Annotated in this window: 19 protein-coding genes, 2 tRNA genes and 1 pseudogene; 13 read left to right on the top strand and 9 right to left on the bottom strand. The window is 33.2% G+C overall.

Annotation, left to right across the window (positions count from 1 at the left end; translation table 11 throughout):
- Positions 1-118 precede the first annotated feature (118 nt).
- The 8 genes and pseudogenes from hemW (at position 119) to LPB87_RS08895 (ending at position 5,692) form a co-directional block, all read left to right on the top strand.
- Positions 119-1,267 (top strand): radical SAM family heme chaperone HemW, encoded by a 1,149-nt coding sequence (gene hemW, locus LPB87_RS08860; RefSeq protein WP_230605813.1) that lies wholly within the window; start codon positions 119-121, stop codon positions 1,265-1,267.
- Between the two features lie 202 nt (positions 1,268-1,469).
- Positions 1,470-1,848 (top strand): annotated as a pseudogene (locus tag LPB87_RS08865) (GxxExxY protein).
- Positions 1,849-1,953: 105 nt separating this feature from the next.
- The gene (locus tag LPB87_RS08870) at positions 1,954-2,931 is read left to right on the top strand and encodes a D-2-hydroxyacid dehydrogenase family protein (protein WP_230605816.1); all 978 of its coding nucleotides are present in this window, start codon (positions 1,954-1,956) and stop codon (positions 2,929-2,931) included.
- Positions 2,932-3,006: 75 nt separating this feature from the next.
- Positions 3,007-3,792 (top strand): cyclase family protein, encoded by a 786-nt coding sequence (locus LPB87_RS08875; RefSeq protein ID WP_230605820.1) that lies wholly within the window; start codon positions 3,007-3,009, stop codon positions 3,790-3,792.
- Positions 3,793-3,878: 86 nt separating this feature from the next.
- On the top strand, positions 3,879-4,190 hold the full coding sequence (locus LPB87_RS08880; RefSeq protein WP_347349402.1) for a GNAT family N-acetyltransferase: 312 nt from the start codon (positions 3,879-3,881) through the stop codon (positions 4,188-4,190).
- On the top strand, positions 4,187-4,537 hold the full coding sequence (locus tag LPB87_RS08885) for a DUF4260 domain-containing protein (RefSeq protein WP_230605822.1): 351 nt from the start codon (positions 4,187-4,189) through the stop codon (positions 4,535-4,537). The genes LPB87_RS08880 and LPB87_RS08885 overlap by 4 nt, the downstream gene beginning before the upstream one ends.
- A gap of 8 nt (positions 4,538-4,545) precedes the next feature.
- Positions 4,546-4,917 (top strand): MmcQ/YjbR family DNA-binding protein, encoded by a 372-nt coding sequence (locus tag LPB87_RS08890; RefSeq protein WP_230727667.1) that lies wholly within the window; start codon positions 4,546-4,548, stop codon positions 4,915-4,917.
- A gap of 70 nt (positions 4,918-4,987) precedes the next feature.
- A complete protein-coding gene (locus tag LPB87_RS08895; protein WP_230727668.1) occupies positions 4,988-5,692 on the top strand; it encodes a PH domain-containing protein in 705 nt (234 codons plus the stop codon).
- A gap of 146 nt (positions 5,693-5,838) precedes the next feature.
- Here the strand turns inward: LPB87_RS08895 and LPB87_RS08900 are convergent, their stop codons facing one another.
- Positions 5,839-6,939 carry a DUF4407 domain-containing protein gene (locus LPB87_RS08900; protein ID WP_129540019.1) on the bottom strand — a complete coding sequence of 367 codons (1,101 nt, stop codon included), beginning with the start codon at positions 6,937-6,939 and terminating at the stop codon, positions 5,839-5,841.
- A gap of 299 nt (positions 6,940-7,238) precedes the next feature.
- Between LPB87_RS08900 and LPB87_RS08905 the strand changes: the two genes are divergently transcribed.
- Together LPB87_RS08905 and LPB87_RS08910 are read left to right on the top strand one after the other, a co-directional pair.
- On the top strand, positions 7,239-10,046 hold the full coding sequence (locus tag LPB87_RS08905; protein ID WP_230727669.1) for a TonB-dependent receptor: 2,808 nt from the start codon (positions 7,239-7,241) through the stop codon (positions 10,044-10,046).
- A 77-nt stretch (positions 10,047-10,123) separates the two neighbouring features.
- Positions 10,124-11,182 (top strand): phytase, encoded by a 1,059-nt coding sequence (locus LPB87_RS08910; RefSeq protein ID WP_230727670.1) that lies wholly within the window; start codon positions 10,124-10,126, stop codon positions 11,180-11,182.
- Positions 11,183-11,361: 179 nt separating this feature from the next.
- On the opposite strand, the gene pckA is transcribed toward LPB87_RS08910, so the two are convergent.
- Both pckA and LPB87_RS08920 read right to left on the bottom strand, forming a co-directional pair.
- Entirely contained in the window at positions 11,362-12,963 is a 1,602-nt protein-coding gene (gene pckA / locus LPB87_RS08915; RefSeq protein ID WP_230727671.1) for a phosphoenolpyruvate carboxykinase (ATP), read from the bottom strand.
- An 82-nt stretch (positions 12,964-13,045) separates the two neighbouring features.
- A complete protein-coding gene (locus tag LPB87_RS08920) occupies positions 13,046-13,432 on the bottom strand; it encodes a DUF423 domain-containing protein (protein WP_129540016.1) in 387 nt (128 codons plus the stop codon).
- A gap of 208 nt (positions 13,433-13,640) precedes the next feature.
- Here LPB87_RS08920 and LPB87_RS08925 point away from each other — a divergent pair, with 208 nt between their 5' ends.
- The gene (locus LPB87_RS08925; RefSeq protein ID WP_230727672.1) at positions 13,641-15,011 is read left to right on the top strand and encodes a saccharopine dehydrogenase C-terminal domain-containing protein; all 1,371 of its coding nucleotides are present in this window, start codon (positions 13,641-13,643) and stop codon (positions 15,009-15,011) included.
- 159 nt (positions 15,012-15,170) lie between these two features.
- Here LPB87_RS08925 and LPB87_RS08930 read toward each other — a convergent pair whose 3' ends face one another.
- The 5 genes from LPB87_RS08930 to LPB87_RS08950 all read right to left on the bottom strand — a co-directional run bounded on the left by LPB87_RS08930 (position 15,171) and on the right by LPB87_RS08950 (position 20,177).
- The gene (locus LPB87_RS08930) at positions 15,171-16,400 is read right to left on the bottom strand and encodes a M56 family metallopeptidase (protein ID WP_230727673.1); all 1,230 of its coding nucleotides are present in this window, start codon (positions 16,398-16,400) and stop codon (positions 15,171-15,173) included.
- Positions 16,397-16,768 carry a BlaI/MecI/CopY family transcriptional regulator gene (locus LPB87_RS08935; protein ID WP_039116310.1) on the bottom strand — a complete coding sequence of 124 codons (372 nt, stop codon included), beginning with the start codon at positions 16,766-16,768 and terminating at the stop codon, positions 16,397-16,399. Before LPB87_RS08935 ends, LPB87_RS08930 begins: the two co-directional genes overlap by 4 nt.
- Positions 16,769-16,774: 6 nt before the next feature.
- Positions 16,775-17,731, bottom strand: coding sequence for a DUF6624 domain-containing protein (locus LPB87_RS08940; RefSeq protein ID WP_230727674.1), 957 nt, complete (start codon positions 17,729-17,731; stop codon positions 16,775-16,777).
- 74 nt (positions 17,732-17,805) lie between these two features.
- The gene (locus LPB87_RS08945; protein WP_230727675.1) at positions 17,806-18,237 is read right to left on the bottom strand and encodes a hypothetical protein; all 432 of its coding nucleotides are present in this window, start codon (positions 18,235-18,237) and stop codon (positions 17,806-17,808) included.
- A gap of 548 nt (positions 18,238-18,785) precedes the next feature.
- Positions 18,786-20,177, bottom strand: coding sequence for a dipeptidase (locus LPB87_RS08950; protein ID WP_230727676.1), 1,392 nt, complete (start codon positions 20,175-20,177; stop codon positions 18,786-18,788).
- 109 nt (positions 20,178-20,286) lie between these two features.
- Here LPB87_RS08950 and LPB87_RS08955 point away from each other — a divergent pair.
- Positions 20,287-20,368, top strand: a tRNA-Leu gene (locus LPB87_RS08955).
- A gap of 304 nt (positions 20,369-20,672) precedes the next feature.
- Here LPB87_RS08955 and LPB87_RS08960 read toward each other — a convergent pair.
- Entirely contained in the window at positions 20,673-21,554 is an 882-nt protein-coding gene (locus LPB87_RS08960) for a DUF5694 domain-containing protein (RefSeq protein WP_230727677.1), read from the bottom strand.
- 356 nt (positions 21,555-21,910) lie between these two features.
- On the opposite strand from LPB87_RS08960, the gene LPB87_RS08965 reads away from it, so the two are divergent.
- A tRNA-Leu gene (locus LPB87_RS08965) sits at positions 21,911-21,992 on the top strand.
- Positions 21,993-22,062: the final 70 nt, after the last annotated feature.

Genomic DNA, 22,062 nt, shown 5'->3' on the forward strand with positions numbered 1-22,062 from the left:
TTAGGTAATGTATCGATTTTAAAATAATTTAAATCAGTATGTTATTTATGAAATTAAAATGCTCTCATAAACAAGAATTATCTCATTATCTAATTGACAAATTCTCTAATTAAAAATTATGTCAGGAATATATATTCACATACCGTTCTGCAAGCAGGCTTGTAATTATTGCGACTTTCATTTTTCGACTTCAATGAAGAAGAAAGAAGACATGGTTTTGGCTATTGCCAAAGAAATTGCTATGCGGAAAAATGAGCTTGAATTTCCCGATTCAGCTCGAAATGACAATCAAATTGAAACTATTTACTTTGGTGGCGGAACTCCTTCGGTATTGACAAATGACGAAATAAACTTTTTAATTTCAGAAGTTTATAAGAATTATAATGTTGTTGATAATCCTGAAATTACACTCGAAGCAAACCCAGATGATTTATCTGCAGAACGAATTTTTGAGTTATCAAAAAGTCCCATAAACCGCTTGAGTATTGGAATTCAGTCTTTTTTTGAAGATGATTTAAAGATGATGAATCGTGCTCATAATTCAGAGGAAGCCAAGAAATGTCTGGAAGAAGCAACTAAATACTTCGATAATATTTCTTTGGATTTGATATACGGCGTTCCAGGAATGAGCAACGAAAAATGGAAAGATAATATCGAAACAGCATTGAGTTTCGGAATCCCACATATTTCGAGTTATGCATTGACGGTAGAACCCAAAACAGCTTTGAGTAAACTAATACAAACAGGAAAAGTTGCTAAACCAAATGATGAAGTGGCTTCGGCTCATTTTATGATTTTGGTAGAAACCCTTGAAGCAAAAGGTTTTATTCATTACGAATTATCAAATTTCGGAAAAGAGAATTACTTTTCTAAAAATAATTCGGCATATTGGTTGGGGAAAAAATATATTGGAGTCGGGCCTTCGGCACATAGTTATGATGGTGTTTCCAGAAGTTGGAACATCTCGAATAATTCTCTTTATCTTAAATCAATTCAGGATAATAAATTGCCAAATGAAGTAGAAGTTCTTTCGGTTTCAGACCGTTATAATGAATATATTATGACTGGATTGCGAACCATTTGGGGAGTTTCATTAGATAGAATCGAGAAAGAATTTGGAACAGATTATCTAGTTTATCTAAAAAAACAAGCAGAGAAGTTTCTAAATGATGAATTGGTTTATATCGAGAATAATATTTTAAGACCAACCGCAAAAGGAAAATTCCTGACTGATGGGATTGCGTCAGATTTATTTTATTTAAATTAAGATTAAGAGGGGGATAACCGCAAGGTTCGCAGTCCCGATAGCTATCGGGATACGCAAAGGGCGCAAAGTTTTAGTTAATAGTGTTAATTTACTTTAATGTAAGAATAGTTTTATTTTTTTATGTTTAAATATTAGATTTACATCTTCTAATATTACGAATTTTGTGTAAAATTTTACGCTTTTTTCGTTTAAATAAAAACTTATGACTGAGAATGAATTATCTGAAATTGTATTTGATTGTGCATTAAAAGTACATCAATCATTGGGCTCTGGGCTTTTAGAAAGTGCTTATGAAGAGTGTTTGTTTTATGAATTGAAAAAAAACAGGTTTAGTAGTTGAAAAACAAAAAGCATTACCTTTAATTTATGAGGAAGTGAAGTTAGATATTGGCTATCGTCTGGATATTATAGTAGAAAATAAATTAATTTTGGAAATAAAATCGGTAGATGCCTTAAATGATATTCATTTTGCACAGCTATTGACTTATTTAAAATTGACAAATTGTAAATTAGGTTTACTAATAAACTTTAATGTTGTTTTAATAAAAAATGGAATCCGAAGAGTTGTAAATAATCTGTAATTAATATTATTAAAAGGAATTAACAATTAACCACAACAATCTCCAAGAGAAACATTTGCGTCCTTTGCGCAAAAATCTTTGCGAACCTTGCGGTAAAATAATAAGATGATGAGAATTACCATATTAGATGATTACCAAAATGCGGTTACAAAACTAGAATCTTTCAAAATGTTGAAAGGATTGGATGTTACTATTTTGAATCATACCGAGAAAGACAATTTAAAGTTAGCCGAGTTATTAAAAGACTCCGAAATTATTGTTTTAATTAGGGAAAGAACAGAAATTTCAGCCGACCTGCTTTCCAGATTACCTAAATTGAAATTGATTAGCCAAACAGGAAAAAAATCCAATCACCTTGATATTGCTGCTTGTACAAAATATAACGTTGCTGTTGCTGAGGGAATTGGTTCGCCTGTAGCTCCATCTGAACTTGCGTGGGCATTAATCATGAATACAGTTCGTCAGATTCCTCAAGCTATTCAGGGAATGAAAGAAGGAAAATGGCAAACTAATATTGGTTCTACTATTCGAGGCAAAACAATAGGTATTTGGGGTTATGGAAAAATAGGCCAACAAATAGCTAAATATGCAAATGTATTTGGAGCAACGGTTTTAGTTTGGGGAAGTGAAAATTCAAGAAATCAGGCTGTTGCTGATGGATATCAGAAAGCAGATTCTAAAGAAGAATTCTTCTCCCAAAGTGATATTATCACATTACATCTTAGACTTAATGAAAGTACCTTCGAGATTGTAAAAGAAGCCGATTTAGATTTGATGAAACCAAACGCAGCCTTAATAAATACTGCAAGAGCCGAATTAATAGAAAAAGGAGCCTTATTAAAGTCACTTAAAAAAGGAAAACCTGGATTTGCAGGAATAGATGTTTACGAAGAAGAGCCTATTTATGATGTAGATTTTGAATTGCTAAATATGTCAAATGTTGTTTGTACACCTCACATAGGTTATGTTGAGAAAAATAGCTACGAACTCTATTTTGAGAAAGCTTTTGAGAATGTAATTAATTATATCAATAGTAATCCAACAAATATTGCAAATCCCGAAGCATTGATTAAATTTGAATGATAAGTTCAACCACAAAGTTCGCTAGGTTTATTTTCTTTGCGCTCTTTGCGGTTAAAAAAACATATGCTTAAGAATATGAAAGCAAAAATCAATAATGAATTCGAAATCGACTTATCAAAACCTATCGATATTTCGATTCCGCTTACAAATACAGATGAAAACCCGATTGCTTGGTATATCGAAAAGCCAGTAATTGAACCAGTGGTTTTTGGTGATTGGATAGGAAAAGTTTCAGAAGGGAAATCATCTACCAACTTTAATAATATTTTCTTTAATCCGCATGGGCATGGTACACACACCGAATGCTTGGGGCATATTACACGAGAATTTTATAGTATTAATGATTCTCTAAAAACATTTTTCTTTTTGGCGGAATTGATTTCGATTGAACCAGAACTTCAAGGCGAAGATCTTGTTATTACTAAAGAGCAAGTTCGAAAAGCCATGAGCACCTCTCCCGATAGCTATCGGGATCCGATCGGTGTGACAATCGAAGCAATAATTATCAGAACGTTTCCAAATCAAAAAACTAAAAAAACTGCAAAATATTCAAATACAAATCCGCCTTATTTGTCGGAAGAGGCTGCGATCTTTATTCGCGAAAGCGGAATTCAGCATTTGCTAATTGATTTACCAAGTGTAGATAAAGAGCATGATGAAGGAAAACTTTTGGCACATAAAGGGTTTTGGAATGTAAAAGATGTAAATAAGCTTAATGCTGATGCAAGATTAAATGCTACAATTACCGAAATGATTTATGTTGATGACGAAATAAAAGATGGGAGGTATATACTGAATTTGCAGATAGCTTCGTTTGAAAATGACGCAAGCCCAAGCAAACCAATTTTGTATAAAATATGATTACAGTCAGCACTGATACGAATAAATTAGATGTTCCGTTTATTCAGCATTTCTTAAAAGATATTTATTAGGCTGCAGGCCGTACCATGGAAGAAGTTCAGATTACGATTGATCATTCGTTTTGTTTTGGAATTTTTCTGGATAATAAACAAATTGGCTTTGCCCGCGTAATTACCGATTATGTGGTTTTTGCTTATGTAATGGATGTTTTTATTACCGAAGAACATCGGGGTAAAGGTTATTCGTCAATTCTAATTGAAAGAATGATAAATGAGCCAGCATTAAAAGATGTTAAAATATGGAGATTAGCAACTACAGATGCTCATTTCTTATATAACAAGTTTGGATTTACTGCATTAAAAAGCCCAGAGAAAATGATGGAAAAAGTAGTATTATGAAAACAGTTATAAAACTAGAAGAGTTAGGTCTATTTGTTCTCGGAATATATTTGTATGGTCAATTAGATTATCAGTGGTGGTGGTTTCTGGTTTGGATATTAGCACCCGATTTCTCCATGCTTGGTTATGCAATTAATGCTAAAGTTGGTGCTTTTTTATATAATGTATTTCATCATAGAGGAATTGCTGTTTTTGTTTATATTTTAGGTTGCTATTTAAAGTTAGAAGCACTACAACTTGTTGGAGTTATTTTATTTTCTCATGCTTCGATGGACCGAATTTTTGGTTATGGATTAAAGTATGAAACAGGTTTTAAGTACACACATTTAGGTGAAATTGGTAAATAAGAAATGATATGAATTTAGAAACGTATTATGAATATTGTCTTTCTAAAAAAGGAGCCACAGAACATTTTCCTTTTGATGAAGAAACATTGGTGTTTAAAGTTGGTGGAAAAATGTTTGCATTGTCATCTTTAACCCAATGGGAAAAAGAGATTCCTTCGGTAAATTTAAAATGTGATCCAGAGCGTGCTCAGGAATTACGTGCCGAATATGATGATATAAAACCGGGGTACCATATGAGTAAAGTACACTGGAATACGATTACGATGAATGTAGATTTGCCTACTGCTTTTATAAAAGAACTGATAGATCATTCGTATGATTTGGTTTTCAAAAGTTTGACGAAGAAAATTCAGAATGAAATTATTGAATTAAAAAATTAGGCATTACATTTGTAACGTAAGACAAAAAACTAGCAACTCAGTTACTTTGTAACTTAGCAACTTATAAAATATGAAAGAACAATTTAAAAAGTTTTTAAACGAAGAACAAGACCCAAAAGCGATTGAAAAAATTACTTCTAAACTCAATGATTTATTGATGAGAGGTGAAGAAATTGGATATATTGCAGTTCAGAAAAAACCGGCAATCACTGTTTTTCCTGATAGTATTGTTGTAACAAACAAAAGAATTATAATATGTAAGCCTAAAAACTTAGGTCTTTCGATGGATTTTACTGACTATACTTGGGATGATATTGTTGGTACATTTGTAAAAGAAAACATTCTAGGTTCAGAGTTTTCTTTTTCTACCAAAACTGATATTCAGTTTTCTATAGATTATATTCCTAAAATTCAAGCAAGAAAAATTTTCACTTACGCAAAAGAACAGCTAGATATACTTAAAAACCCAATTCTTGCAACTGCTCCAGTTGCTGAGGTTGCAGAGTCTGAAGAAGTTGAGGCAATAGAAGAGGAAGAAGTAGAAGAAATCGAAACAGAAGAAGTTACAAACTATGCTGAAATTATACCAGCGACACCAGTTTATAACGAACCAATTCACGAAACTTCATTTGTAGCAGGCGAAAGAAGATTAAGTGATATGTCTCAAGATGAGCTTTTTGAAAAATTACAGAATTACAAGAAGTTATTAGATAATGGATTGATTATGCAAGGAGAGTATGATGCATTCAAAAAAGAGATCTTGAGTTATATGTAAGTAAGTCTGAATGTCCTAAAGTCAAAAGTCTTAAAGCCATTTAGGTTATAAATAAAAAAGTCGAAAATAGTAAAGTTTCTATTTTCGACTTTTTCTTTTAAATGATATTGGTCACTTTAAGACCTTCGACTTTTAAACTTTAAGACTTATAGAGTCGCTTTCTGTTTTTCTACAAAGCGATGCGCTTGTAATTCGAGTAATTCTTTTGCTTTTTGTCGCTGTAAGTTGTAGATGTCTTTATCTTCGGCAATATCGGCATAAACTTTATCATGCATTGCAGCACTAGTTTTTACTAATAAACTACGTTGGTATTTGTTTTGCTCCAGAGTAGCTTTTAATGCCGTTTCAAGTTCTTCTTGCTTAAAATCATATTCTCCTCTTGGAGCTAATAATTTGGCTATAATCGGTGATGTTTCGATTGCTAGAAACAATAGCATAATAAAGAAAGAAGGAACCCAAGGAAGCTTGTTCAGAGCATTTATTCGTGCCATTAAACCATCAAAACCATCAATGATAGGCTGAGTTTCTGATACTTTTTTGTCTACATCAGCTTGCAGTACCAGCGCAGCTTTTTCTTTTTCGGCTATTTTTACCTCATTCTGAGCTTTCAAAGTTGCATATTCCTTTAATGCAGTATCATGTTTGTCACGTTTCTCTTTATAAACAGGACCTTTACCTAAACGTTTTGAACCAGCTGTTCCTTCGGCTTCGGTAATGTAAGTGGAATATAATGCGTTTACTTCTTTCTCTTTGTTAAGGATGTCCGATTTTAATCCAGCGATTTCAGCTTTGTTCTTATCTAAATCGGATTTATAATAATTACCAACTTCTTTTTTATTGGCAAGAGCCATTGCATTCTTCTCTTTTAATAAAACGGTGTTGATTTCCTTTTCAAAAATTTTGATTTCTAAAGGTTTTGAAATTACTATTGCTATAATAACTGCCAGAATAATTCGGGGTGTTGCTTGAAGGAATTCATCCCAAACACGGTCTCTTTTTTTTATTGTAGATACAATAAAACGGTCAAGATTAAAAATAAGTAAACTCCAAACAAATCCGAAAAGCATTGCTGGATATACAGAGTCGAAAACAGTAAATAGGGCATAAGCACTAGCGATAAATGCCATTACTGCGGTAAAAAAAACGGTAGCTCCAATACCGACATACTTGGTTTGTTCACTTTCTGAACAGTCCTCGAGGAGATTTTTATCTGCTCCAGAGCAAAGGATAAAAAATTGTTTCAACATGATTGATTGTTTTTGATTGATTGATAAGGCAAATTTAACGCCAAAAAATTAATAAAGAGATAAATAGTTGATATGTTTTTGATTAGAGTATTGTTTTTGGTATTTACAATAGCTCTTTTATAGCATTTTTAAATAGGAGTAATGTTAATTTTACTCAATCTTTTTGAGGGTTGGTATTATTTTAAAGTGAAAAAATCTAGTTTAAAAAGTAGAAGCATAACGTTATGTTAAATTTTTTAGGTGGTAGAGTTAATATGCAGAAACTAGTTTAGCACCGTAGTAAAACAACCAAAACCAAGATGAAAAAAAATTGTTTAGTATTAGTTCTATTTTTAATAACCTTAGTTGGTTATGCCCAAAAAGGAATTGTTTCTGGAAAAGTGTTAGATGCAGATGATAAATTGCCTTTGCCAGGAGCAATGATTGAAATTGTTGGTCAGAATAAGTACACTGTTTCTGATTACAACGGAAGATATGAATTGCTGAATGTAATGTCAGGATCTTATCAAGTTAGAGTTAAATATATGGGATATACAGAGAATATCCAAGATGTCGTTGTTGCTGATGGTAAGAATGCAGTGATAGATTTTGCGCTTAAATCGTCAGGAACAGAATTGAATGAAGTTGTTGTTGGAGATATCTTAAAAGGGCAAGCAAAAGCGTTAAACCAACAAAAAACGAATAAGAACATCGGTAATGTTATTTCGGCTGACCAAATGGGGCGTTTCCCAGATGCAAATGTTGGTGATGCCTTAAAACGTGTGCCTGGAATTACCATGCAGAACGACCAAGGCGAAGCTAGGAATATAATTATTAGAGGTTTGGCTCCTTCATTAAACTCAGTAACTTTAAATGGAGATCGTATTCCATCAGCCGAAGGTGATAATAGAAATGTACAAATGGATCTTATTCCATCAGACATGATCTCGACAATTGAAGTTAACAAAACGCTTACTCCTGATATGGATGCTGATGCTATTGGAGGTTCAGTCAATTTGATCACTAGAGCAACACCAAATGGCGAAAGAATCTCAGCAACAGTTGCGGGTGGTTATGCACCAATTAGGGATAAAGCTATTTATACAGCAGGATTAGTATATGGTAACCGTTTTCTTGATGATAAACTTGGTGCTGTGGTAAGTGGTTCTTATAATAATGTAGATTACGGCTCCGATAACATGGAGGCTGTTTGGACGAAAGACAAATTTGGAAATGAGTATTTAAGCAAATCCGAAATTAGAAAATATGATGTGCAACGTATTCGCAGAAGTGGAGCTATTGCCTTAGATTATAAATTTGATGACAACAATACTATTTTTGCTAATGCAATTTACAATTGGAGAGATGATAGAGAAAATCGCTATCGAACTACTTATGACGATATAAAACCTATTTACAATGGCGAAGAAATTTCGGGTTTTACAGGAAGAGTAAAGCGTCAGACAAAAGGAGGAGTTGACGATAATCGTAATAAAAACCGAAGACTTGAAGATCAACGTGTACAGAATTATGCATTACGTGGAGAGCATTTGATAAATTCTAATTTAGATTTAGATTGGTCTGCAAATTATTCTAGTGCAAGAGAGTACCGTCCGCAAGAGCGTTATATTGAATACCGTCAGAAAGGATTGAACACAGCTCAGGATTTGTCGGATATGGAATTTCCTTTGGTTACAACAACTGGAGAAGCTTTAAATAAATTTAAATTTGATTCAGCAACCGAAAACACTAATGAAACTAAAGAGAGTGAATTTGGAGCTAAAGTAAATATTCGATTCCCTTTTACAATAATCCCTTCAGAAAAAGGAAGATTGAGAACGGGACTTAGATTACGTATGAAAGATAAATCGAGAGATAATATTTTTTATTCTTATGAGCCATTAAGTGGAATGGGAACTCTTGCTGATGTTGGAACTAGCTATTATGATGGTGCCGATTTTAATGCAGGTAGCAAGTATGTACCAGGTACATTTGTTTCCAGTTCTTATTTAGGAGGTTTAGATTTAAATAATCCTGCTTTATTTAATAAAGAGCTTAATCCTGCTGAATTTTTGACTGTAAATTATAAAGCCAAAGAAAATATTTATGCGGCTTACGTAAGATGGGATCAGGATTTTAATGATAAACTATCTATGATTTTAGGTTTCCGTGTAGAGAACACGCATATTGATTATACTGGGAATCGTGTTTTGGATGAAGAAGCATTAGAAGGACAGATTAATACGACTAATTCATACACAAACGTAATGCCTGGAATTTCGTTTAAATATAATGCTACTAAAGACTTGGTGTTAAGAGCTGCTGCGACAACAGCATTGGCACGACCTGATTATTATGCATTGGCTCCATATATTAATAATATTGCTACCGATTCTCAAATCTTAGCAGGTAATCCAGATCTTAAAGCGACCTATTCATATAATTATGATTTCATGGCCGAGAATTATTTTAAATCAGTTGGTTTGATTTCAGGAGGGTTTTTCTATAAAAACTTAAATGATTTCATCTATACCTATAGTGATAATCAATACACGACAGCAAAATTTGCAACGGACTTTCCTAACCAACAAAACCCAATTCCTGCAACTGATAATTGGACACTTATCCAACAAAGAAACGGTGATAATGTTGATGTTTATGGATTTGAAGTGGCATTGCAACGCCAATTGGATTTCTTTACAAGTCCATTCTTGAAAGGATTTGGGATTTATTTAAATTATACCTATACAAAATCAACTGCCAAAGGTATTGCTGATGCCGAAGGAAATGAAAGACGTAATATAAGTCTTCCGGGAACAGCTCCACATATGTTTAATGGTTCATTATCATGGGAGAATAAGCGTTTTTCGGCAAGAGTTTCGACTAACTTTACTTCAGATTATTTAGATGAATTAGGATCAAATGATTACAATGATAGTTATTATGATAAGCAGTTTTTTGTAGATGCAAATGCTTCATTTAAAATTACACCAAAGATTCGTGTTTTTGCAGAAGCAAATAACTTAACTAATCAGCCGTTACGTTATTACCAAGGTGTAAAATCGCATACTAAGCAGGTAGAATATTACCAAGCGCGTTACAATTTCGGATTGAAATTTGATTTTTAATATATAATTACAATGAATTTAGTGATGATTGACAGGAATAATGCATTCCTGTCAATTCTTTTAAAAACAACAATAACATGAAAAATAAATTTATACTACTCATAGCGAGTGCTTTTTTGATTTCTTGTGGAAGCAAGTTAGCCCCTGTTCGTAAAGATGCCTTAAAACCAATAGTTGTAACACAACCACTTCCGCATGATACTGATGATCCGTCAATTTGGATCCATCCTACAGATCCATCAAAAAGTATTATTGTAGGTACAGATAAAGATACCGATGGAGCATTGTATGCTTTTGATTTAAATGGTAAAATCTTAGTTAAATCTGAAACATTAAAAAGACCAAACAATGTTGATATAGCTTATGGTTTACTTATTAATGGAAAAAAAGTTGATGTGGCAGTTACTACGGAAAGAGAAAGTAATAAAATCAGAGTTTTTAGCTTACCGGATTTAAAGCCTATAGACAATGGAGGGATTTCTGTATTTGATGGCGAGTTGTTACGTGATCCAATGGGAATTGCATTGTACACCCGACCTAGTGATCATGCGATATTTGCTATTGTAGGAAGAAAATCAGGACCATCGGGGAGCTATTTGTGGCAATATGAGTTATCTGATGCAGGAAACGGAGTAGTTGGTGGGAAAGTGGTTCGTAAATTCGGCTCTTATAGTGGTAAAAAAGAAATAGAAGCTATTGCTGTAGATAATGAGCTAGGCGTAGTTTATTATTGCGATGAACAATTTGGAATTAGAAAATACGTAGCCGATCCAGCGAGTAACCATAGCGATGTTGAACTTGCTGTTTTTGGTAAAGGTGATTTTAAAGCAGACAATGAAGGAATTGCTATTTATAAAAAAACGGCAACAACAGGATATATTTTGGTTTCTAACCAACAAGCAAATACTTTCATGGTTTATCCACGTGAGGGAGCTAATGGTGATTTAAATAGTTATCCTTTGCTTGCTGAAATACCTACTTCGACAATAGAGTGTGATGGTGCCGATGTGACGAATGTAAATTTAGGAGGCCCTTATAAAAATGGTCTTTTTGTGGCAATGAGTAACGGAATGACTTTTCATTATTATAGCTGGGATTCTGTGCAGAAACGTATTGATGAGCAAGTGAAGAAATAAATATTTAGTTGCAGTTTCAGTTTTCCGTTACACTTAAGTTACAGCTTGCTGTTTAAAAGTAGTGAGTACACTGAGAGTGAAGACTGGCTGTATACTGATATTAAAACCGAGTATAAATACAAAAAGAGCTGTTCAATTGAACAGCTCTTTCTTTTTTGAATTAGTAAGTAAGACTTTTATTATGCTAATGGTGCTCCTGCCATAATCTCGGCATTAGCAAACTCTTCAAATTTTGCAAAATTAGCTTTGAATTTCTCTGCTAATTCTACTGCTTTAATATCGTATAATTTTGGATCTGCCCAAGTATTTCTAGGATTTAAGATTTCGTTAGGTACATTAGGACAAGTTTGTGGTTTTGCAATTCCAAAAACAACATGATTTTCGTATGCTACGTTGTCTAACTCTCCGTTTAAAGCGGCAGTAATCATAGCACGAGTATATTTTAGTTTCATACGTGTTCCTGTTCCGTATGCTCCACCAGTCCATCCTGTGTTTATAAGCCAAACTTTCACGTTGGCATCTTTCATTTTTTTGCTCAACATTTCTGCATAACGTGTTGGGTGTAACGGCATAAATGGCGCTCCAAAACAAGCTGAGAAATTTGGTTGAGGTTCGTCTATACCTGCTTCTGTACCAGCAACTTTAGCAGTATATCCAGAAATAAAATGGTAAGCAGCTTGCCCTGGAGTAAGTCTCGAGATAGGAGGCAAAATACCAAATGAATCTGCTGTTAAGAAGAAAATATTTTTAGGGTTTTTACCTATAGAACCCGGTTGAATGTTATCAATATGGGTAATTGGGTAACTAACTCTTGTATTTGGTGTAATTGAGATATCATCAAAATCTACCACATTTGTACCTGGTTTGAAAACAACATTTTCTAGTAAGGCTCCTCTTTTAATAGCTCTAAAAATGTCTGGTTCGTTTTCCTCAGTTAGGTTAATTACTTTAGCATAACAACCACCTTCAAAATTGAATACCGTATTTTCATTTGTCCAGCCATGTTCGTCGTCTCCGATTAATTTACGGTCTGGATCAGCAGATAAGGTTGTTTTTCCTGTTCCTGATAAACCAAAGAAAATAGCTGTATCTCCATCTTTACCAACATTAGCACTACAATGCATTGGTAATGTGTTTTTAAATACAGGCAAGATGAAATTTAAAGCTGAAAAAATTCCTTTTTTCATCTCCCCAGTATATCCAGTTCCGCCAATAAGAGCTATCTTTTTTGTAAAATCTAAGATTGCAAAATTGCTTTGTCTTGTTCCGTCTACAGCTGGATCAGCCATGAAGCTTGGAGCACAAATTACTGTCCATTCAGGAGTAAAGTTTGCTAATTCACTTGCTTCTGGTCTCAAGAACATATTGTAGCAGAATAAATTAGACCATGCTGTTTCAGTTACAACACGTACATTTAATCTGTAATTAGGATCAGAGCAAACATATGAATCTCTAACAAATACTTCTTTGTTAGAAAGGTATTGAGTGACTTTGTCATATAATTTTTCGAAGGCAGCTGGTTCAAAAGGGATATTTACTTTTCCCCACCATACTTGGTCTTCAGTAATACTATCTTTTACAATAAAACGATCTTGAGGCGAACGTCCTGTAAATGTACCAGTATTAATTGCTAATGCACCCGTTGAGTCCTCTACACCTTGACCAGACTGTATCGTGATGTTGTGTAATTCGTCAGCCGATAACTGATAATGTATTGTTGCATTTTTAATCCCTAACTCATTTAGCGAAATCGATTGCGTAGATAACGTTTGATTGTCCATAAATTTTTTAAGTTGTTGTGTTTTATTTTATAGACTGTAAAATTAGATATTATATTTTAGATATAGATTTATATAACTAATTTTATGACTTTTGTTTAATAATTTTAACAAAAAGAACGCTCCAGGCAAGAATTAATAGGAGTCCGCCTATTGGAGTTACGAATCCTATAATTTTAAAGTCGAAAGATGTAAGGTTATTCGTCGCTAGTAGGTAAATAGAACCTGAAAATAATAACACTCCAGCCACAGCCAGATTATAAATAACTTTAAGCGTTTTTTGAGAAAGTTCTTTTCGTGTAGCTACAAAAAACAAAAAGAAGGCATGATACATTTGGTAGCGAACCCCAGTTTCAAAGGTAACTAACTCCTCTACAGATAAAACTTTTTTTAGAGCATGTGCTCCAAACGCTCCTAAAATGATAGCTATCATTCCTAAAAAAGCAGCCGTTGCAATTATTTTTTTATTCATCACAAAAATAGATTAGTCTTTACAAAAATAGGCTTAATACTTTCAATCTGAAAAAAATTAAGAGAACTTTTTGAAAAAATTTATGTTGTTTTTAAAAAGATAAATTCTGCTTATTTTTGGTTTAAAATAATATTTAGTTCAATATTTTAACATTATTTTATTGTTATGAATATAACAATATTGTATGTTTGTGTTATATATGTAAAATATGAGAGTAGTTTTGGTCATTGGAGCAGGTAGATCGGCATCGTCATTAATACGGTATTTATTAGATAAGTCCGAAAAAGAAAACCTGCATCTTATTATAGGAGATTTGTCTTTGGCACTTGCCGAAAAGAAAACGAATGGTCATCCTAATGCTACTCCTATTGCACTAGATATTTTTGATAAAGAACAGCGAAGACTGGCTATACAGCAAGCAAACATTGTTGTATCGATGTTGCCCGCTCATTTGCATATAGAAGTTGCCAGAGATTGTTTGCTTTATAAAAAACATATGGTTACAGCATCATATATAAGTGATGCCATGCAGGAATTAGATAAGGAGGCAAAAGCCAGTAATCTGATTTTTATGAATGAAATTGGGCTAGATCCTGGTATTGATCATATGAGTGCCATGAAAGTTATTGATGAAATTAGAGAGAAAGGTGGTAATATGCTGTTGTTCGAATCTTTTTGTGGTGGACTTGTAGCTCCTGAATCAGATAATAACTTGTGGAATTATAAATTTACTTGGGCTCCCCGAAATGTTGTTTTGGCAGGGCAGGGTGGTGCCGCTAAATTTATTCAGGAAGGAACGTATAAATACATTCCGTATTGTAATTTGTTTCGTAGAACCGAATTTTTAGAAGTAGAGGGCTACGGTAAATTTGAAGCGTATTCTAATAGAGATTCCTTAAAATATAGAACGATTTACGGTCTTGAAGATATTCTTACTTTATACCGTGGAACGATTAGACGTGTTGGATTCTCTAAAGCATGGAATATGTTTGTGCAATTAGGAATGACTGATGATAGTTATGTTATGGAGAATTCTGAGACAATGAGTTATCGTCAGTTTGTGAATTCTTTTTTACCTTATCATCCTACAGATTCTGTTGAGATAAAAATGCGTTTGATTCTTAAAATAGATCAAGATGATATTATGTGGGATAAGCTTGTTGAGCTTGACTTGTTTAATCCTAATAAATTTGTTGGATTAAAAGAGGCTACTCCTGCTCAAATATTAGAAAAAATACTTTCGGATAATTGGACATTGCAACCTCATGATAAAGATATGATTGTAATGTATCACAAATTTGGATATGTTTTAAATGGTGTTGACACGCAAATAGATTCCAAAATGGTTTGTATTGGTGATGATCAAACTTATACGGCAATGGCTAAAACGGTAGGATTGCCTGTTGCTATGGCTACCTTATTGATATTAAATGGCAAGATTACAACTCCTGGAGTTCAATTACCGATAAATAAAGAAGTGTATTTGCCTATTTTAAAAGAATTAGAAGAATATGGTGTTGTATTTCATGAGCAGGCAATGCCTTATTTTGGATACAATCCTGATAAACTTCTTAGTTAACCTTTTTTTGAAAATTTTTTTTAGAATTTTTTTTAGTTTTTTTTATTTGATCCGCTTCTAGAACAGAAGCGGATTTTTTTATTTTTCACTATTTTATGTTTTCAATAGAGAAATGCTATGTTTTTTTTTAGAATCATTCTCTAATTAAAATCAGTTTATTTATTCTGGTGCTGATTGAACTGTTATTGGTAAATCGTACATTACTTTTGCGGGTTCGTTATTTATTGTACCTGGTTTCCATTTAGGAGAAAGTTTTATTACACGAATAGCTTCATCGCCTAAGCCGTAGCCTAAATCTTGTTTGATTGTAAAATCGGATAATGAGCCGTCCCTTTCAACAAAGAATTGTATGTACACTTTGCCTTTGATTTTGTTTTTTGTAACCTCTTCTGGAACTTTGAAATTCTTTCCAATGAATTTGTAAAATTCGTTTATTCCACCCGGATATTCTGGTTGTGTTGTGTCTTGAATTGAATTAGAAAGAAATTTTTGAGGTTCATTTTCTGCTTTTCTGTTGTTTCCTTGTGCAATTGTAGTATTGCTAAAAGCGAAAAATAACATAGCGAATACAAAGCCTACTGCAGCCGTTTTTAATAGTATTCTTAATCGGGATTCTTGTTTTGTCATCATAAGTAGTCGTTTTTTGGTTATTTGAAAATTAATAGCACTTGCAAGAGCAATCTGACTTTGGTTTGAAGCCATTTTTAGTAATAAATTTTGGTAATAAGAAACAGAGTCTAATTGAGTTATTACCGCTTCATCAGCTAGGAATTCATGGTTTAATTTGATTGCTTTTTTGTAAAGTAAAATGATTGGATTAAACCATAATAGAATTTGGATTAGCTCGATAAAGATGATGTCGAAGGAATGTTTTTGTTCTATATGAGCCGTTTCATGAGTAATTAGTTGCGGATCAATTAAATCGTTTTTCAGGTCATTTTCGTTTATAAAAATGGTATTTAAAAACGAATGTGGTAAGATGGATTCCTGTATCAAAACTGCTTTTTGGTTATTGATGATTAGCGACTCGTTGTATTTTATTTTTTTGTGAAACGCGTATAAATTCAATACAAAACGAATAGTTAATAATAGAACTATGAAAAGATACAGTCCTGATATTCCGTAAATTATTGTTTGATTATTGTTAAAAGTGTTCGGGTTTTGTAAATTGTTGTTAAGTACCATTTCTGGTAATTGGATGCTGTTTATTGCCTTTGCTATTTTTGTATCAAAGGAGAATAGCTGCAACGGAATAATCAAGCTAAACAGCAAACTGCCTAATAAATAAACGCGATTAAAACGAAACATTTTTTCGTTCTCTAGCCATAATTTATATACTACAAACAAGATAAGAAGCAGTACTGACGATTTTAGGATGTACGTTATCATTTTTTCTTTTTTTGAATTTGTGAGTCAATTATTTTTTTGAGTTCTTCTAATTCCGAAGTTGATAAGTTGGTTTCGGTTGTAAAGAATGAAGCAAATTGTGATGCCGAATTGTTAAAGAAATTGCTAATTAATCCGTTTACGTGTTTTGAGAAATAATCTGTTTTTTTAACCAATGGATAATATTCTCTAGAGTTTCCAAATTCGTTGTAAGCAACGAATTTTTTATCAATCATTCTCTTTAACAAAGTAGCAACTGTTGTTGTTGCTGGCTTTGGGTCGGGATATGCTTCAAGCAAATCCTTCATGAACGCCTTTTTGAGTTGCCAAAGGTGTTGCATCAATTGTTCTTCGGAGTTGGTTAGTTGCATCATGAGTTATTTTTTTTCTAATTTTTCTAATTCGGGTAGCTCTTTTTTGTAAGCTTCTGCATCCCAGGTTATACCCCAGTTTTTTACATAATCAGCTAATGATCCTAGACCAACTTCTGCGCGTCTTTTGTCTACATTGTCGGGGTCTTCCAGGGGCGAAACGTATTCTTTTTTTGTTGTTGGATTTTTTGCAATTTGACTTCCGTAAATTTGCTTTCGTCCTTCTCTTAAGGCAACGCGATCTTCTAGTAAAGCAATTGAGCTTGCGTTTGCGTTTCCTTCCTTAACTGCTTTTCTCATCATAGGAAGGTATTTTTGTTGTGTTTTTAAATCGGAATGCTGGATTACCAGAAATAATGTTTGATTGGCTTGTGAGCCAATGCTGTTTTTTCCGACCCATCCTTTTTCATCTAGAATCTTTGATACTTTAATTAAGTTTAGGCTGTCTTTGCGATTCATTATTTTGCCTATACTGTCAATTTTGTTTTTGCTAGATTTTGGATTTTTATATACTTCCATAAAGACTTTTCGAATGCCTTGGTCGTCTTCGTAAATCGATAGTAATTCTTTTTGTAGAGGTTTGTCATAATTGGCTTCGAGTATATCTTGTTTTTTTTGAATCTTAAGAATTAATCTTTGCCATTCTTTTTGAGGGTGTAATTGGCTTAGGTCGTTGTCTTTTTTTAGATGACTGAAATTTTCGTACCCATTATCAATGGCTAAATTGAGCCAGTTAAATGCTTTTTTTGTTTCATTAGCGAGCGTTGCTGCACAGGCTCCGTTATAAAGATGGGTTGGGTTTTTATGTTCTTTTTTAAATGCCATTTCATAATATTCTGTAGAAGCTTTGTTCGATTTTGCTTTGTAGCATGAATCTGCTTTTTGGATATATTGAACGTAGCTTTGTGCTTGTAATGTTGTACAATTGATTACTATTAAAATAAAAAGACTTAATTTTTTCATTATCCGTATTGGTTTTTAGGTTTTTTATAAAATATAAGGTTTAGTTTTTTTGTTTTAAATATTTTTTATGCAATCTATTTTTCTTGTGTAATGAATCGTTCTGATATTAATTTTCCTTCAAAGTATTCTTTTGTAGCTACATATTTTCCTTTGTTTGAATAATACTTCCAATCTCCGAAATAATACCAATGTGCTAATTTTGAATCGAAATCTATTTTTGTTTTTCCTTTTGACTCGATTTTTCCGTTTTCATAATAGTTCTTCGTATAACAGATTCCGTTTTTATATTTCTCGGTTTTATGTAATTTTCCATTTATGTACGATTTCCATTTCTTAGTGGGTTCGTTGTTTTTGTAATATTCAATTGATTTGTATTGAGTTTTGTCTTGTGTATACGTATCAATCCATTTGCCTTCTTTTTTCTTGTCGATTTTTTGATTGATCTGTTCTGGCTTACAGCCTAAACAGGATAAAAGTAGTATTAAGAGAACTATTTTGTGATTCATATCGTTCTACGTTTATAGATTGTGTTCTACAAATGTAGAGTTAAAATTTTAATATGCAAATTATTTTTTAATATTTTGATTTTTAGGAGTTAAAAGGTTTTAGATTCAAAGGGACAAAGGTTCAAAGGGACAAAGGTTTTCTGTAGAGGTGCACTGCAGTGCATCTTAATGATAGCGTGGAATTTTTTTTAGCTAACGCGAACGCAATGTTATTAAGTTAAGTTTTTGAACGATTAATTTTCGAATGAAGTTTATACACGTTTTCTTTGTGCTTTTGCGGCTTAGCGAGAGATTTATTAAGTAAAGTTTTGCAGAAATATTCTTAAACTTAATAACATTGTATATTAGGAGGGTTGTCTTTGTCAAAGTTTAGAATTTTGACAAAGATTTGTCATGGGTTTAGTGTAAACGCATAAAAAAATCCGCTCATTGCTGAACGGATTTTGGATTTTTATACCTAACAGGTTTTAAAAATATTTAGGAAAGCTTTGTGAACTTAGCGAAAAAACGTAGCGTTCTTTGCGGTAAACTTTCACTTTGTAATTAGCTTATTTTTTAGAAAGCTCTACAAAATATTTATAGAATAACGGAATAGTTTCAATCCCTTTTAGGTAATTGAAGATTCCAAAATGTTCGTTTGGTGAGTGAATTGCATCGCTATCAAGTCCGAATCCCATTAGGATTGTTTTGCTTTTTAATTCTTTTTCGAATAAAGCCACAATCGGAATACTTCCTCCTGAACGAACAGGAATTGCAGGAACTCCAAAAGTTTCAGTATACGCCATATTTGCAGCCTTGTAACCAATGCTATCAATAGGTGTTACGTATCCTTGACCACCATGATGAGGAGTCACTTTTACGGTTACGCCAGCTGGGGCAATGCTTGTAAAATGTTTTGTAAATAACTCAGTAATGTTTTCCCAATCTTGATTTGGAACCAAACGCATAGATATTTTTGCGAAAGCTTTACTTGCAATAACTGTTTTAGCTCCTTCACCTGTGTATCCGCCCCAAATTCCGTTTACATCTAATGTTGGACGGATAGAGTTGCGTTCGTTGGTTACATATCCTTTTTCGCCATAAACATCATTTAAGTCTAGGGCTTTTTTATATTTCTCTAAGGTAAAAGGTGCTTTTGCCATTTCGGCTCTTTCTTCTAGTGATAATTCTTGTACGTTATCATAGAATCCTGGAATGGTAATATGGTTGTCTTCATCATGAAGTGAAGCAATCATTTTAGCAAGTATATTAATTGGGTTTGCAACTGCGCCACCGTATAATCCTGAATGTAAATCACGGTTTGGTCCAGTAACTTCAACTTCTACATAGCTTAAGCCACGTAATCCTGTTGTTATTGATGGTTGCTGATTTGAAATCATTCCTGTGTCAGAAATTAAGATCACATCATTTTTTAGTTTTTCTTGATTGCGCTCTACAAACCATCCTAAACTTTTAGATCCTACTTCTTCTTCACCTTCGATCATGAATTTTACGTTACAAGGCAAAGTGTTGCTTTGTACCATATATTCTAATGCTTTTACGTGCATGTACATTTGTCCTTTGTCATCGCAAGCACCACGAGCAAAAATGGCTCCTTCAGGGTGAATTTCGGTTTTTTTGATAACTGGTTCAAATGGTGGAGATGTCCATAACTCAATTGGATCTGGTGGTTGAACATCATAATGTCCGTAAACTAATACGGTTGGTAAATTTGGGTCGATTATTTTCTCTCCATATACAATTGGGTAGCCCGGAGTGTCGCAAATTTCGACAAAATCGCATCCCGCTTTCTCTAAACTTGCTTTTACAGCTTCGGATGTGTCAATTACGTCTTGTGAATATGCAGTATCTGCACTTACTGAAGGAATTTTTAATAATTCTATTAATTCATTGATAAAGCGTTCTTTGTGTTCTTGAACGTATGCTTTTATAGTGTCCATTTAAATTGATTTTTATAGAATTTCAAAAATACGAAAAATAGAATTAATATTTTTTTTCAAAAATGCTTTGTAATGTCAAAGTTATAACTATCTTTGCACCCACAATTGAGCGGATATGGTGAAATTGGTAGACATGCCAGACTTAGGATCTGGTGCCGCAAGGCGTGTAGGTTCGAGTCCTATTATCCGCACTACTTACTTTAAAAACCCTTAAAACATAGTTTTAAGGGTTTTTTTTATGCTTTTAATTTGGGTAAATTATTGGTTTTTAGGGGGAAGAATAAGTCTAGGATATTGCCCAAAAAGATTGCCCAGTAGAATAACCTTTATTAGGTTCAAACTCTTAACTTATTTCTTAGAATATTGTTTCCTGAATATAAAATAATCAAATGAGAATAAGACTATGAATAAAAAGTTGGGAGACTTTAGAATGATCTCAAAAGTTTAATGTGAAGCACAAGTTTGCTTATTGCCAATGCGATGTTAGCAACAATATTAATCCTTCAGATAGTCGTTTGCTTCTACATATTCAAAATCAGGTGAGTCCTTAAAAAATTGTCGTAGCAACCAAACGTGTCCTGAACCATAAATTAACAAAAGTCTTTCTTCTTTATTAAAATTGGTGAAATCGTATGCATTTGAAAAAATTCTCAAATTCCGTCTGTACCACCGACCCACATTGTCTGCTCCCAAATAGTTATCACCCGCTCCTTCTAAAATATTCGTTAGATAGGCTTGATGATCTTTCAGTCTGCCCGCTGGATTATTCAGCATGTTGAGCGTTTTGGTTAATGATTGGATAGTTTTTAATGAATCTTGAAGCTTATAAAGTGATTCGTAATCATATCGGGTTGTTTTTTCATATTGTCCTTTGGATTTTAAATAGGCTTCTGCATCGTAATTGTTCCAGTCTAAATTAACTCCAAACCATTTCGCATCTGCGTCGGAACAATACACTCGATGATGACCTAATTTTTTTGCAAGTTTGAAACCAATTTGATAAACTTCATTGGTTTTGTCGTCAATGAGGAATTTGCCTTTTAGATAACTTTGATAGCTTTCATTCGTCAGACTGTCCATTTCAATGCGATTCAGTTCCAGCAATATTTTTGTTGGTTTGTATTCTGCTATTTTCTCCAAAAGGATATCCAACTCCGATTGCCTTTGTTTTTCTAAAATGTCGAAGGGAAATTTTGGTTTATAACTGTCCAATTGTGGATTGCTAAAATGGAAAACTCCTAAAACCATTGCTTTCGCTTTATGATTTCCGATAAATAGGCTTGGATCGTTTATCGGATCTGTTTTTTTGATTTCTTGAGTAGTTTTACAAGAAGAGAATAGGAATAAGATACTAATTCCGTAAATCAGTTTTTTCATTTTTTTAGTATTTGCTAAAATTTTGATTCAATGTTACATTTCTTGTAAATATTGGTGCTGACTTGTATATATGTCTGACTATATCTGTCTTACCTACACTAAATTGGGTCGATATGTTTGATAAATGGCAGTGTTTATTTGTTTTCAAAAATAGGATTTTTATTTCATAAATCATCAAATGGTCTTTTTATGTCTTTTTCTTATTGATTAGTCATTTTAAGCGCAAAATGCGTAAAGCTTTGTGTTGGTCTATCTTAGCTAATTTTCTGTTTTATTTATAGTGGGCACGGAAAGAATTTCCACGCTATCGGATTTTGAAAATTAGAAGTTATGATTATCTTTGCGCTCACAATTGAGCGGATATGGTGAAATTGGTAGACATGCCAGACTTAGGATCTGGTGCCGCAAGGCGTGTAGGTTCGAGTCCTATTATCCGCACTAAAAAAGCTTCTGAGAGATCAGAAGCTTTTTTGTTTTTCATTCCATTGATACATTTAATATATTATTG

It is taken from the genome of Flavobacterium sp. EDS (assembly GCF_020991525.1).
GTDB lineage: Bacteria > Bacteroidota > Bacteroidia > Flavobacteriales > Flavobacteriaceae > Flavobacterium.

Bases quoted from the DNA above. Each gene is read 5' to 3' on its own strand.
- LPB87_RS08905 (WP_230727669.1), top strand. From the start codon at position 7,239: ATGAAAAAAAATTGTTTAGTATTAGTTCTATTTTTAATAACCTTAGTT.
- LPB87_RS08935 (WP_039116310.1), bottom strand. From the start codon at position 16,768: ATGCAACTAACCAACTCCGAAGAACAATTGATGCAACACCTTTGGCAA.
- LPB87_RS08885 (WP_230605822.1), top strand. From the start codon at position 4,187: ATGAAAACAGTTATAAAACTAGAAGAGTTAGGTCTATTTGTTCTCGGA.
- hemW (WP_230605813.1), top strand. From the start codon at position 119: ATGTCAGGAATATATATTCACATACCGTTCTGCAAGCAGGCTTGTAAT.
- LPB87_RS08925 (WP_230727672.1), top strand. From the start codon at position 13,641: ATGAGAGTAGTTTTGGTCATTGGAGCAGGTAGATCGGCATCGTCATTA.
- LPB87_RS08880 (WP_347349402.1), top strand. From the start codon at position 3,879: ATGGAAGAAGTTCAGATTACGATTGATCATTCGTTTTGTTTTGGAATT.
- LPB87_RS08920 (WP_129540016.1), bottom strand. From the start codon at position 13,432: ATGAATAAAAAAATAATTGCAACGGCTGCTTTTTTAGGAATGATAGCT.
- LPB87_RS08960 (WP_230727677.1), bottom strand. From the start codon at position 21,554: ATGAAAAAACTGATTTACGGAATTAGTATCTTATTCCTATTCTCTTCT.
- LPB87_RS08950 (WP_230727676.1), bottom strand. From the start codon at position 20,177: ATGGACACTATAAAAGCATACGTTCAAGAACACAAAGAACGCTTTATC.
- LPB87_RS08900 (WP_129540019.1), bottom strand. From the start codon at position 6,939: ATGTTGAAACAATTTTTTATCCTTTGCTCTGGAGCAGATAAAAATCTC.
- LPB87_RS08930 (WP_230727673.1), bottom strand. From the start codon at position 16,400: ATGATAACGTACATCCTAAAATCGTCAGTACTGCTTCTTATCTTGTTT.
- LPB87_RS08895 (WP_230727668.1), top strand. From the start codon at position 4,988: ATGAAAGAACAATTTAAAAAGTTTTTAAACGAAGAACAAGACCCAAAA.
- LPB87_RS08910 (WP_230727670.1), top strand. From the start codon at position 10,124: ATGAAAAATAAATTTATACTACTCATAGCGAGTGCTTTTTTGATTTCT.
- pckA (WP_230727671.1), bottom strand. From the start codon at position 12,963: ATGGACAATCAAACGTTATCTACGCAATCGATTTCGCTAAATGAGTTA.
- LPB87_RS08890 (WP_230727667.1), top strand. From the start codon at position 4,546: ATGAATTTAGAAACGTATTATGAATATTGTCTTTCTAAAAAAGGAGCC.
- LPB87_RS08870 (WP_230605816.1), top strand. From the start codon at position 1,954: ATGATGAGAATTACCATATTAGATGATTACCAAAATGCGGTTACAAAA.
- LPB87_RS08940 (WP_230727674.1), bottom strand. From the start codon at position 17,731: ATGAAAAAATTAAGTCTTTTTATTTTAATAGTAATCAATTGTACAACA.
- LPB87_RS08875 (WP_230605820.1), top strand. From the start codon at position 3,007: ATGAAAGCAAAAATCAATAATGAATTCGAAATCGACTTATCAAAACCT.
- LPB87_RS08945 (WP_230727675.1), bottom strand. From the start codon at position 18,237: ATGAATCACAAAATAGTTCTCTTAATACTACTTTTATCCTGTTTAGGC.